The organism is Kribbella jejuensis (assembly GCF_006715085.1).
GTDB lineage: Bacteria > Actinomycetota > Actinomycetes > Propionibacteriales > Kribbellaceae > Kribbella > Kribbella jejuensis.
This window is the reverse complement of record NZ_VFMM01000002.1, coordinates 1,178,302-1,190,107: the sequence shown is the minus strand read 5'-3', so window position 1 is coordinate 1,190,107 and position 11,806 is coordinate 1,178,302. Positions and strand designations below refer to the sequence as shown.

Annotated in this window: 14 protein-coding genes and 2 tRNA genes; 8 read left to right on the top strand and 8 right to left on the bottom strand. The window is 67.0% G+C overall.

The features are described from left to right. Nucleotides 1–6: 6 nt before the first annotated feature. From orn to FB475_RS25745, 4 genes are all read left to right on the top strand, one after another. Nucleotides 7–627 carry an oligoribonuclease gene (gene orn, locus FB475_RS25760; RefSeq protein ID WP_141859124.1) on the top strand — a complete coding sequence of 207 codons (621 nt, stop codon included), beginning with the start codon at nucleotides 7–9 and terminating at the stop codon, nucleotides 625–627. Nucleotides 628–695: 68 nt separating this feature from the next. Beyond that, nucleotides 696–768 (top strand) — tRNA-His (locus FB475_RS25755). A gap of 364 nt (nucleotides 769–1,132) precedes the next feature. After that, a complete protein-coding gene (locus tag FB475_RS25750; protein ID WP_141859123.1) occupies nucleotides 1,133–1,621 on the top strand; it encodes a SigE family RNA polymerase sigma factor in 489 nt (162 codons plus the stop codon). A gap of 14 nt (nucleotides 1,622–1,635) precedes the next feature. After that, nucleotides 1,636–2,418: a hypothetical protein gene (locus FB475_RS25745; protein ID WP_141859122.1), complete on the top strand. Its 783-nt coding sequence runs from the start codon at nucleotides 1,636–1,638 to the stop codon at nucleotides 2,416–2,418. A 55-nt stretch (nucleotides 2,419–2,473) separates the two neighbouring features. Here FB475_RS25745 and FB475_RS25740 read toward each other — a convergent pair whose 3' ends face one another. The 3 genes from FB475_RS25740 to FB475_RS25730 form a co-directional block, all read right to left on the bottom strand. Continuing rightward, a complete protein-coding gene (locus tag FB475_RS25740) occupies nucleotides 2,474–3,088 on the bottom strand; it encodes a MarC family protein (protein WP_141859121.1) in 615 nt (204 codons plus the stop codon). A 76-nt stretch (nucleotides 3,089–3,164) separates the two neighbouring features. After that, nucleotides 3,165–4,157 (bottom strand): cation diffusion facilitator family transporter, encoded by a 993-nt coding sequence (locus tag FB475_RS25735; protein ID WP_202878504.1) that lies wholly within the window; start codon nucleotides 4,155–4,157, stop codon nucleotides 3,165–3,167. Nucleotides 4,158–4,205: 48 nt separating this feature from the next. Further along, the gene (locus FB475_RS25730) at nucleotides 4,206–5,918 is read right to left on the bottom strand and encodes an aminotransferase class V-fold PLP-dependent enzyme (protein WP_141859120.1); all 1,713 of its coding nucleotides are present in this window, start codon (nucleotides 5,916–5,918) and stop codon (nucleotides 4,206–4,208) included. A 92-nt stretch (nucleotides 5,919–6,010) separates the two neighbouring features. Between FB475_RS25730 and tenA the strand changes: the two genes are divergently transcribed. The 3 genes from tenA to FB475_RS25715 all read left to right on the top strand — a co-directional run bounded on the left by tenA (nucleotide 6,011) and on the right by FB475_RS25715 (nucleotide 8,338). After that, nucleotides 6,011–6,673, top strand: coding sequence for a thiaminase II (tenA, locus tag FB475_RS25725; protein ID WP_141859119.1), 663 nt, complete (start codon nucleotides 6,011–6,013; stop codon nucleotides 6,671–6,673). After that, complete coding sequence (locus FB475_RS25720; RefSeq protein ID WP_141859118.1) at nucleotides 6,670–8,217, top strand: phytoene desaturase family protein; 1,548 nt, start codon at nucleotides 6,670–6,672, stop codon at nucleotides 8,215–8,217. The genes tenA and FB475_RS25720 overlap by 4 nt, the downstream gene beginning before the upstream one ends. A gap of 48 nt (nucleotides 8,218–8,265) precedes the next feature. Continuing rightward, a tRNA-Lys gene (locus FB475_RS25715) sits at nucleotides 8,266–8,338 on the top strand. Nucleotides 8,339–8,467: 129 nt separating this feature from the next. On the opposite strand, the gene FB475_RS25710 is transcribed toward FB475_RS25715, so the two are convergent. Beyond that, entirely contained in the window at nucleotides 8,468–9,145 is a 678-nt protein-coding gene (locus tag FB475_RS25710; RefSeq protein ID WP_141859117.1) for a CocE/NonD family hydrolase, read from the bottom strand. Between FB475_RS25710 and FB475_RS25705 the strand changes: the two genes are divergently transcribed. Continuing rightward, on the top strand, nucleotides 9,138–9,692 hold the full coding sequence (locus FB475_RS25705; protein ID WP_202878503.1) for a helix-turn-helix transcriptional regulator: 555 nt from the start codon (nucleotides 9,138–9,140) through the stop codon (nucleotides 9,690–9,692). The two genes, FB475_RS25710 and FB475_RS25705, sit on opposite strands and share 8 nt — an antisense overlap. Nucleotides 9,693–10,037: 345 nt before the next feature. Here the strand turns inward: FB475_RS25705 and FB475_RS38440 are convergent, their stop codons facing one another. The 4 genes from FB475_RS38440 to FB475_RS25690 all read right to left on the bottom strand — a co-directional run bounded on the left by FB475_RS38440 (nucleotide 10,038) and on the right by FB475_RS25690 (nucleotide 11,806). Next, the gene (locus FB475_RS38440) at nucleotides 10,038–10,349 is read right to left on the bottom strand and encodes an S-4TM family putative pore-forming effector (protein WP_202878502.1); all 312 of its coding nucleotides are present in this window, start codon (nucleotides 10,347–10,349) and stop codon (nucleotides 10,038–10,040) included. A gap of 278 nt (nucleotides 10,350–10,627) precedes the next feature. Beyond that, nucleotides 10,628–10,876: a hypothetical protein gene (locus FB475_RS36930; protein WP_185759433.1), complete on the bottom strand. Its 249-nt coding sequence runs from the start codon at nucleotides 10,874–10,876 to the stop codon at nucleotides 10,628–10,630. Between the two features lie 83 nt (nucleotides 10,877–10,959). Next, nucleotides 10,960–11,199, bottom strand: coding sequence for a hypothetical protein (locus tag FB475_RS36925; protein WP_185759432.1), 240 nt, complete (start codon nucleotides 11,197–11,199; stop codon nucleotides 10,960–10,962). A gap of 34 nt (nucleotides 11,200–11,233) precedes the next feature. Continuing rightward, nucleotides 11,234–11,806, bottom strand: a complete 573-nt coding sequence (locus FB475_RS25690) for a hypothetical protein (RefSeq protein WP_141859116.1) — start codon at nucleotides 11,804–11,806, stop codon at nucleotides 11,234–11,236.

The following is an 11,806-nucleotide window of genomic DNA, read 5'->3' as shown; positions in this document are numbered from 1 at the left end:
GTGCCCATGAACGACCGGCTGGTGTGGATCGACTGCGAGATGACCGGCCTCGATCTGGCGAACGACGCTCTGATCGAGGTCGCGGTGCTCGTCACCGACTACGAACTGAACGTGCTCGGTGACGGGATCGACCTGGTGATCGCCCCACCACCCGGCGCGCTCGAGCAGATGGGCGACTTCGTCCGCGACATGCACACCGCGTCCGGCCTGCTCGAAGAGCTCGCCAACGGCATCCCGCTGGCCGACGCCGAGCAGCAGGTGCTCGACTTCATCACGTCGTACGTCAAGGAGCCCCGCAAGGCCGCCCTGGCCGGCAACTCGGTCGGCACCGACCGTACGTTCCTGGTCCGGGACATGCCGCGGGTCGAGTCACACCTGCACTACCGCAACGTCGACGTCAGCTCGATCAAGGAACTCGTCCGCCGCTGGTACCCGCGGGTCTACTACGCGACCCCCGCGAAGAACGGCAACCACCGCGCGCTCGCCGACATCACCGAGAGCATCGACGAACTGCGGTACTACCGCCAGACCGTCTTCGTACCGCAGCCCGGGCCCGACTCCAGCACCGCACGGGCCGCCGCCAGCCTCTTCACAACACCCACCGAAGACACCCCAACCGCCTCCTGACCTGCGGATTTCTTGTCCCGCGACTTCATCGCTATGATTGCTCAGCCGTTGCAGTTCGGACGGCAATGGTGGGTGTAGCTCAGCTGGTAGAGCACCTGGTTGTGGTCCAGGTGGTCGCGGGTTCAAGTCCCGTCACTCACCCGACGGCCGGCCATGCCTGCGGAGAGCGCAGGTTTGGTCGGCTTCGTCATTTTGTGCGGCTGCGCTTCGCTTGCCGCAAGCGGGGGCTCCGCCACCCGCACCCCCTTTGCCTTCGCTTCGCTCGGCTCCTGTGGCTGGGTTTGTTTGTCACTCACCGCCGGGGGCTCGTTCGCGTGTAAGGATGCTGTTGTGAAGTTGAGTGGGAGTGCCTGGTTCGGGTACGGGTTGGTGGTTGTGGTGACGTTTGTGGTGGGGGTCTTGGCGTTCGCGGTTTGGGTTCTTTCCAAGGTGTTCTGAGCTTGGTGTGATCTGACGCGGCTGTGGATGCGTCTCTTGGGGCAGAGGCATCTACGAGAGGCAGCGGATGAGTGCTACCGAGGAATTCGAGGAGTTCGCGCGGGCGCGACTATCTCAGCTGTACCGGACCGCGTGGCTGCTGACCGGTGATCGGCATCACGCCGAGGATCTGGTGCAGGACACGCTGGCCAACCTTCTGAAGGTGTGGCACCGGATCGAGAACCCGAACGCCTACGCGCGGACTGCGTTGGTGCGGACGTATATCTCGCAGCGGCGGCGGAAGAGTTGGGGGGAGCGGCCTACGGGGGTGCTTCCGGAGGTGGTCGAGCGGGCTGGGGATGTGGAGTTGCGGGTCGCTCTGCAGAGTGCGTTGGGGGAACTCGCGCCGTTGGATCGGGCTGTGCTGGTGCTGCGGTTCTTCGAAGATCGCAGCGTCGAGCAGGTGGCGCTCGATCTTGGCAAGAAGACCAGTGCGATCACGACTCGCACCGCCCGAGCCCTGGAGCGCCTGCGGGCGGTTCTGGGTGACGGTGCCGACCAGTTGATCGCGCTCTGAGCTCAGGAGAACCCATGAACAACCAACTCACCGACCTGATGCAGCGGGCCACCGAGAACCTCGAACCCGTCACACCGGACCTGCTGGAACGCACGGTCGCGCAGGGCACTCGCCTGCGTCGGCGGCGTACGACGCTGCTCACCGCCGGCGGCACCGGAGCCGTACTGGCCACCGCGGGCTTGATCGCGGGTGGCATCCACGTGCTCGGCTCCCCCGCCGACCGGGCCGCCGCCGGTACGCCGATCGCGATCACCAAGCCGTCCGCGAAACCGTCGGTCGCACCGTCGGTCAAGCCGACGCCGTCCAGCACACACGCCGTCAACTCGCAGCAGACACTCACCACCTTGAAGTCGCTCGTCGCGGCCCCGGGACGGACGTTCTCGCAGCCGGAGACCTGGGGCGAGGGCGACTTCACCGCGGCAGCGTACGTCGTCGACGACGGCCGCGGCGCCGCCCGCGTCGACGTCCTGCTGTCCGGCGGCGGCAACCAGAACCCGTGCGTCCCGGCCCGCCAAGGCTGCACCACCCTTCCCGACGGATCGGTCCTGTACACCGTGAAGGAGTCGCCGGAGTACTCCGACAGCCGCCAGGCGGAGTACGGCGTCGTCAGCAACTACGTAGTGCTGGTGCGTCGCGACGGCCGCAGCGTCAATCTCACCAGCTACAACGCCCCGGCCGAGAAGGGGACGCCGCACACGCGACCCACGCCGCTGCTGTCCGTCAAGGAGCTCACCGCGATCGCCAAGAGCAAGGCGTGGAAACTCCCGCCGGTCTCCAACGCCACGTACGGAAAGTAGTCCGGGGGCAGGCCCGGCGCTCAGGTGGGCGCCGGGCCTTACTTCGCCGCCAGTCCTACTTCGCTGCCGCGAGTACGCCGTGGGTCACCAGCTCGACGCCGATGGCCAGGGTGAGGAAGCCGATGATCCGGCTCAACGCCCCGAGTCCGGTCGGCCCCAGCTTGTCGACGAGCGGCGTACCGAACCGGAGCAGTACGGCGACCAGCGCCGCGATCACGGCCGCTCCGACGATCACCGCGAGCCGATTGGTGATGCCGGGGTGCCGCGCAGTCAGCGCGATCACGACGCCGATCGCGCCCGGTCCTGCGACCAGCGGCAGTGCCATCGGCGAGAACGACACGTCGGTCTTCACCACACCGTGGGTCTTCTCGTCCTCGGTCAGAGTCTGCCGGGCGACGATCATCCCGAAGCCGGAGTGACCGACGACCAGCCCGCCGGCGATCTGCAGCGCGGGCAGGCCGATCCCGAGCCCTTCGAGCACCAACGTGCCGAGCAGCGCGAACACCGCCAGGATGCCGAGCACGTACACGCCCGTCCGCACCGCCTGGCGTTTCATCGCGGCGGGGTCCACGCCGACCGTCAGGCCTGCGAAGGCAGCCAACGCTCCGACCGGGTTCGTGATCGGCAACAATGCAGCCAAAGCCGAAACCGCCACGTGTACGGGCTCCACGGTCGGGAAGCGTACACCTCGTCCGACGAACAGCCGCCGCACGACCTCAACGGACCGTTTTCCAGGCGAGGCTGCACTAAGGGGACGGCTCGACGTACCAGCGGGGTAGCTCGCCCGGCTGCAGGCTGGTCGCGTCGCCGGGCCGCGACAACGTCAGGATCGCCTGCTGGATCTCCGGGCGGGCGTTCAGCGCGTCCTCGATCGCGTACAACCGCGCGGCGACCTCGGACTCGACGTCGTTGCCGGTGACATCGACCGCCGCGACCAGGAAGATCCGGTCCGCGCCGACCCACTCCATGTGCAGGAACGTGATCCGCTCGATGTCCTCGTGTTCGAGCAACGCGCGCAGCACCCGGTTGCGGGCCAGTGGGCTGGCCGCCTCGCCGGTCAGGAAGTCCATGTTCCGGCTGATCAGGAACAGCGCGACCGCACCGAGCAGCACACCGACCACGATCGAGCCGACCGCGTCCCAGACCGCGTTGCCGGTGAGCTGATGCATTGCGATCGCCAGCGTCGCGATCACGATGCCGATCAGCGCGGACAGGTCCTCGACGAACACCGCCCGCAGCACCGGGTTGGACGTGATCCGGACGTACCGCCAAGGGCGCAGCATCCGCTCCAGCGCACCGGCCTTGGTCTGCCGCAGTGCCTGCGCGAACGAGATCCCCTCGAGCACGAACGAGACCCCGAGCACGGTGTACGCCCAGCCGTACGACGTGGCTTCCGCTTCGCCGTGCTGCAGGGACTGGATACCGTGCCACACCGACACCGCGGCACCGACCGTGAACAGGCCGAAGGCGGCGAACATCGACCAGATGTACCCGACCCGCCCGTAGCCGAGCGGATGCGTCTGGTCGGCCGGCTTACGCGCCCGCCGCTCCCCCACCAGGAGGAAGACCTCGTTGCCGGTGTCGGCCCACGAGTGTGCCGCCTCGGCCGCCATCGAGGCCGATCCGGTGATCACCGCGACAACAGTCTTGGCGACCGCGATCAGCAGGTTCGCGGTCAGCGCGACCAGCACTGTCAGCAGGCTCTCGCCGCCTGCGTCGTCCTCCTCCGAGCTGCTCACACCCAGACTTTAGAGGGGACCGCCGTACGTCGTGCTACCCAACCGCCGTCAGTCGGGCATCAGACACGTGGACGGCAGGTCGAACCAGCGCAGCTGATCGAACTCCTCGTTGACCCGTCCCTCTGCCTGGAGGCGTCGTTCCTGACACCTGGACAACAGATCGCGGGCCTCGGCCAGGTAGTCGTCGAGGGCGGACTCGGGGGCGGTGTGGTCGTGGCGCGGATACCTGAGCTTGCCGTCGGCGTCGTACCCGACCTGCGAGAGGCGCATCGGCGGCTCGACCGGGCCGCGGTGGTGCCGCCACAGGCCGTTCGACGGATCGAAACGGTAGTCGGCGAGCAGCCGCCACCCGTCCCGGGCGACCAGCTTGACCGCCTCGACGACGTACGAGAACACTGCCTCGGAGATGAAATAGTTGAAGTTGACGCGCACCCAGCCCGGTTTGATCCCCTCGCAGCCGTGCAGGATCTCCTCCTCGAACTCGTGCGACCGGTCGAGGTCGATCCCGAGCAGCGTGTGACCGTACGGACCCGCACAGGAACAGCCGCCGCGGGACTGGATGCCGAACAGGTCGTTCAGCAGCGCGACGACGAAGTTGTGGTGCAGGTAGCGCCCGGACGGCGCCTTCACCACGAACGACACGATCGACAGCCGTTCCGCGTCGAGGTTGCCGAGGATCTGCAGGTTCGGCTCGTTCTTCCACGCCTCGACCGCACGCCGCAGGTAGGCGTCCTCGTGCGCGCGGATCACGTCGATCCCGACGGCCTGCTTCAGCTGGAACGCCAGCCCGGCCCGGATCGACCCGATGATCGCCGGCGTCCCACCTTCCTCGCGGTGCACCGGGTCGTCGAGGTAGCGGTGCTCCAACGGGTTCACGTACGCGACCGTGCCGCCACCCGGTACGTCCGGGACTCGGTTGCGGAGCAGTTCGCGCCGCGCGACGAGCACCCCCGGCGTGCCCGGTCCGCCGATCAGCTTGTGCGGGCTGAGGAAGATCGCGTCCTTGTACGAGAGCGGGTTCTGGTCGCGGCCGCCGTACATGTCGATCTCGACGTACGGCGCGGCGGCGGCGCAGTCCCAGAACGACAAGGCGCCGTACTGGTGGAGCAGCGCCGACACCCGCTGCGTGTTGCTGACGATGCCGGTGACGTTGCTCGCCGCGGAGAACGAGCCGATCTTCAGCGGGCGGTCGACGTACTGCTGGAGTCGCGCCTCGAGCTGGTCGATGTCGATGTGGCCGTCGCCGTCCTGACTGATCACCACCACGTCGGCGATCGACTCACGCCAGGGCAGTTCGTTGGAATGGTGCTCGTACGGGCCGATGAAAACGACCGGGCGCCGCTCCGGCGGGATCTGGTCGGTCAGGTGGTACCTGTCGTCGAGCTCGGCCGGGATCCGCAGACCCATGATCCCGATCAGCTTGTCGATCGCCCCGGTCGCGCCCGAGCCGCAGAAGATCACCGCGGTCTCGTCGTCGCCGCCCACGCTGTTGTGGATGATCCGGCGGGCATCCTCCCGCAGCCGGGTGGTCTGCAGACCGGTCCCGCTCGACTCGGTGTGCGTGTTCGCGTACCGCGGCAGGACCTCCTCGCGGATGAAGTCCTCCAGGAACGTCAGCGCCCGCCCGGACGCGGTGTAGTCCGCGTACGTCACCCGGCGCGGACCGTACGGCCCGGGCATCACCTGGTCGTCACCGATCACCGACGCACGGATCTGCCGCAGCAACGGCGTCTCCGGCGGCATCCCCGCTTCTGCACCCATGCCTCAGAGTATGGCGAGGAAGTGACCTGCGTCTCGTGATTGCTGCGTGCCCTGTGGATAAGGTCGGTGCCAGTCGACCGCGAGGAGTGGGGATGGCGTTTTCCGATGAGCTGTGGGACCGCGGTGCGGCGTCGGTGTACGACGAGATCGTCCGGCACCCGTTCATCACCGGGCTGACCGACGGGACGCTCGACCACGACGCGTTCCGGTACTTCATCATCCAGGACAGTCACTACCTGCGGGCGTACTCACGGGCCCTCAGCCTGGTCGCCGGCCGGGCCACGGACGAGGACGCCGTCAGCATGTTCGCACTGCACGCGGCGAACGCCATCGCGGTCGAGCGGGACCTGCACACTTCGCTGCTGGAGTCCCTCGGGCTGACGGCGGCGGACGTGGAAGCGGCTAGTTCCGGTCCGACCACCACGGCGTACATGTCCTATCTGACCGCTGCCTGCGCCACCGGAACGTACGCCGAGGCCGTGGCCTCCGTACTGCCTTGCTACTGGATCTACCGGGACGTGGGACGTGAGCTGCTCAAGCGGTCCTCACCGGACCCGGTGTACGCGCGGTGGATCGCGACGTACGGCTCCGAGGAGTTCGATGCGGTAGTCGAGGAGGTGCTTGCAGTGACAGACACACTGGACGTCGGCACCACCGAGCGGGAACGCTGTCACCAGCACTTCGCCACGACGTGCCGCTACGAATGGATGTTCTGGGACGCCGCTTACCACAAGCTCGATTGGCCGGTGGGATGAAGGACTTCTACGACGTCGTCATTGTCGGTGGCGGGCACAACGGTCTCGTCGCCGCGACCTACCTGGCCCAGTCCGGGCTCTCCACGCTCGTCCTGGAGCAGCAGGCGCATACCGGCGGCGCAGCGGTCAGTGAACGCGTCTTCCCGGGCGTGGACGCGCGGCTGTCGCGGTACTCGTACCTTGTCAGTCTGCTACCCGACAAGATCGTCGCCGACCTAGGCCTCGATCTGGACCTCCGCTCACGCGCGGTGGCCTCGTACACACCCGTACGTCGAGGTGGACGCGACGTCGGCCTGCTGGTCGAGCGGCCGGAAGGCCCCGGCACCAGGGACTCGTTCCGGACGCTGACGGGCAGCGACACGGAGTACGAGGCCTGGACGGGCTTCTACGGAGCTGTGGGCTCACTAGCGGCCGCCGTAGCGCCCACCCTGCTGGAGCCGCTGCAGTCGGCGGCGGACATCCGCTCCCGTGTCGACAGGGCTCTGTGGGACGAGTTGGTGGAGAGGCCGCTGGGTGAGGCCATCGAACGCCGGTTCACCGACGACACCGTGCGAGGCGTAGTCGCGACGGACTCCGTGATCGGCACCTTCGCCGGGCTGCACGACGAGTCACTGATCCAGAACAGGTGCTTCCTGTACCACCTGATCGGCAACGGCACCGGTGAGTGGCGCGTGCCGGTGGGAGGCATGGGCTCGGTCACCGACGCGCTGGCCGCGGCGGCCCGACGTGCTGGGGCCGCACTGGTCACCAACGCGGAAGTCACCTCGGTAGAGGTCGACGGGAAGCGCGGCTCGGTCACCTGGCTCGGTGGTGACGGTGAGCGTTCTGTCGACTGCTCTTGGGTGCTCTCCAACGTCGCGCCGGCGACCTTGGCTTCGCTGCGCGGCAAGGGCGGTGTCGAGAAGCCGGAGGGGTCGCAGCTGAAGATCAACCTCCTGCTGCGTCATCTACCGGCTCTGAAGTCCGGTGACGACCCGGCGCGGGCCTTCGCCGGTACGTTCCACATCGACGAGGACTACAGCCAGCTCGAGTCGGCGTACCGCACTGCGGCGGACGGCTCGTTGCCCGCCGTACCGCCGTCCGAGGTGTACTGCCATTCACTGACCGATCCGTCGATCCTCTCCCCCGAGCTGGTTGCCGCGGGCTACCACACGCTGACCGTCTTCGGCGTCCACTTCCCCGCCCGGTTGTTTGCCTCCGACAACGATTCGGCCCGCGCTCTCGCCACCCGGCGCGTGCTGGCCGGGCTCGAGTCGTACCTCGCCGAACCGCTCGAGGACTGCATCGCCCGGGACGCCGACGGCAACCTGTGCATCGAGGCCAAGACGCCGTACGACATCGAGCAATCCGTCGGCATGCCCGGTGGCCACATCTTCCACGGCGACCTCCAATGGCCCTGGGCCACCAGCCCCGAAGACGCCGGCCGCTGGGGCACCGAAACCGACGCCCCCAACCTCCTGATCTGCGGCTCCGGCGCCCGCCGAGGCGGCGCCGTCTCCGGCCTCGGCGGCCACAACGCCGCCATGACCATCCTCACCACCTAACCGATTTCGCAACTCCGGGATCCCCCTGCTAGAGTCCTCTCGTTGCAAGCGCCGCTAGCTCAATTGGCAGAGCAGCTGACTCTTAATCAGCGGGTTCGGGGTTCGAGTCCCTGGCGGCGCACAAAAGCCCAGGTCACGCGAGTGTCCTGGGTTTCTTCATGTCCGCAGGACACCTCTTATTGAACGCTTTCAAGCCGCACGTCTGTCTCGCCGACCGAATGTGCTGACTTCGTCTCGGCGTGACTGTGCGTCAGCTCACAGGCGTGCGCGACATGTCCGACTCTCCAACCCTCCGCAACCGCCCGAGCGTTGAACAAGTAACGCTCACACCGGTTGGAGGCAAGACATGCCGAGGACACCACTGCCCATCGGAACCTGGGGAGAGATCTCCACCAGGCCCCTGAAGACCACCAAGAACCACAAACCCGCCAAGCACCTGGCCCACGCCAGGTTCCGCGACCACGACGGGAAGGTCCGCGCCGTCACCGCCACCGGCACCACCAAGACCGCCGCCCGGACCGCCCTGTGCCTCAAGCTCCAGAACCGCGCAAAGACCAATCACTCCGGCGACCTCACCGCAGCCCACAAGGTCAATCTGGTAGTCGTACCAGCCACCGATCAGCAAGGTAGGCACCGTGGACCGCGCCAGCGCTTCGGTGGCACGGAACCCATCCCAGTAGGGATCGTGAACGTCGGGGTGGTCGATCCACTCGTCGTACCAAGGAGCTCCTCGTCCGCCCAGGCCGTCCATCGTGCCGCGCAGCGGCAACCGTTCCAGCGCGCCGCGCAGCCTGCGCTCGGCCCGCATCATCCTGACGAGACCGGCGACAGATCCGACGTCTTCCTGGTGCGAGAGAAGGTCGCTCCAGCTGAGCATGTTGAAGAGGTCGAGCGGACCCTGCTGGTAAGCGTGCTCAGGGATGGCCATCAGCGACGCGGACGACGACCTGCTCGACTCCTTGGTCCGCCTCCTCCGGCTGTTCGACGACCCACGCGAACTCCAGGTCCTGGGAGCCGGCGTACGGCGCGAGATTCACTGGCGCCTGTTGAACGGACCGCACGCCGCTCTGATGAGACAGGCAGGCATGGCCGACAGCCGTCTCGCGCTCGTCGCTCGCGCCGTCGAATGGGTCCGTTCGCGCTACGACCGCGTGATCCGCATCGACGACCTCGCCTGGGACATCGGCATCAGTGTCTCCTCCCGCAACCGCCACTTCCGCGCGGTCACCGCGATGAGCCCGCTGCAGTACCAGAAACTGCGACTTCAGCACGTTGATCACCGACTGCGCCAACAGATCCGCCTGCAGAAGGCCAGGATGGAACTCATCGCAGCACCCCACGACGTGGCCGCGATCGGCTACGCAGTCGGTTACGACAGCCCCTCCCAATTCAGCCGCGAATACCGGCGCATGTTCGGTGCCGCACCAGGCCGGGATGCGATCCGCCTCCAGTCAGCCGTCATCGTCTGCGAATAGGTAGCATCGGCTGCCGTTGCTGCAGGCACCAATCAATCACTCCAGGATCGCCCGTACCTTCTTGGCCGGTCAGTCTTGAGCGCATGTTACGCGTGATCACCACACGGATATACAGACGCTGTGCGCGACCTCAAGAACCCGCCCGTCGGAGTGGGGTGGTGAACTCGAGGACGGTGCCGTGGGGGTGGTTCGGGCCGACCTGGAGCGAACCCAGCAGGGCGGCCACCAGCAGACGGCGCACCGCTGTCCTGTGCCCGCCCGCGCAAGTTGTCGTAGGCATCCATCTCCACAACGCTCGCTAGGCACAACCCTCGCCAGGCGTTTGTACGCGGACTGCGGGTCGCACTACGGACTGCCCGCGAGGCGCGAGCGGTGTCCTTCAGCGGTGTTTCCGAAGTCGCGTTCATCATCGTCCCGGAGGCGCTTGTAGAACCATTCAGGAACGCGGGCCGAGTCGAACCGAGTGCGGAGAACACCGTCCTGGATATCGCGAGCGACATGCCTCAGTCGCTTCCATTCGCGCTCCGGTATCGAACCGGGACGTCCGGAAGACAATTGGGTGTTGACCATCTTGGCGAGTCGCTCACGCTCGTCGGCCAGTCTGCGTTGACTGGGCCAGATCTCATACGAGATCTGGCAGGCCGCCGTTGGGTGCAAATCGACTCACCAACAGCAAGCACACCGTGTCATCGGTGAGTCATCCGACCTGTCAGTAACCAAGGTGTGCCCAAGATGCGAGCGCACTAGGAAGATCTAGGACCGTCCGCCGACCGCGGACAGCAACCGGCGTGGAAACGACTTTCGTGAATCAGCCCAACTGGACCCGGGTGATGTCGCGGCCCTGTTCGATCGGGCCGGGGCTGCGCTTGGCCAGGGAACTGCGCGGCTTGACTCAGGTGCAGTTGGCGTGAGAACTCGGCTCGGTCACGGCTGCATCAGTCAGCCAGTTCGAGAACGGCCACACTAAGCCCGCCGCAGCAACAGCCAACGGCGTCAGCAACTTCATGGTCGACCATCTCCGTGCTCTCCTCGACGCCACGACCGTGGTCCCGGCGGTCAACCAACTGGAGATCCACCCGTACTTTCAGCAGCGCGAGGTGCAGGATTTCGACAATGCGCACGGCCTCTTGAATCAAGCCTGGCCACCGATCGGCGGCATCACCTTCTACCGCGACATCGGTCACACCAGCGCCCTCCAGACGCGGTCATCTGCGACATCCCCGAGCACACGGCAAGTCGCCGGCCCAGGTCATGCTCCGCTGGGCCTTCAGCACGGCCGCTCCGTCATCCCCAGTCGACCAAGCCCGAAAGGATCGCCGAGAACCTCGACGTCCTCGACTTCGAACTCACAGCCGACGAGCTCGCCGCCATCGACGAACTCGAGACCGGCAACCGCGGCGGACCAGGACCCGAATACATCACTCCGGCGAACTTCGGAATGCCGATCCCGAAAGCCTGAGCCCGCCGAATCGGCACCACCAGAACAGATATCCGGCGCTGCCGTCATCGGGTACCAACCGCCAACTCATCGCCCGTGCCCTTCAGCCGACCCGGGGGGTAGGGGTCCTGTCGGTTCGTGCGACGCGGAGTTCGATGCGGTGGTACAGGTCTTCGCGGCCGAGGACCCGGTGCAGGTCGGCGGCTGCCTGCTGAGCGGCGACGTGTACGACGGTGAGGTCGGCTGCCGGCTCCAGTGTGCAATGGAGTTCTGCGACAAGCTGTCCACGGTCGAGGACGACGTGGCCCGAGCCGTCCCGGACGCCGGGCGCCATCGCGATGATCTGTGCGGCTGCGTTGACAGCGGCATTGGCATCGGCACTCAGCCGTCCGGTGGCGTCGCAGCCCGGCAGGCGAAGCTGCCCGACCCGGCGATGGGGCAGGTGCCTTGTCAGCCAGGTAAGGCCGAGGACGATGAGCAGGACGCTGCCGGCGGCCGTTGCCCAGGGCCACCATGGCTCGCTGGGGAGGTCGGTGAGCCCGACGATGCGGATCCGGTCGGGGGCGTTGGGGATCAGGTCGTAGCGCCACCCGAGCGCTGCGGCTCCAGCGCCGATCAGGACGATGGCGACCAGGAGACCGGCGATCCGGTCGAAGGCGATGATTCCGCGGCGCAT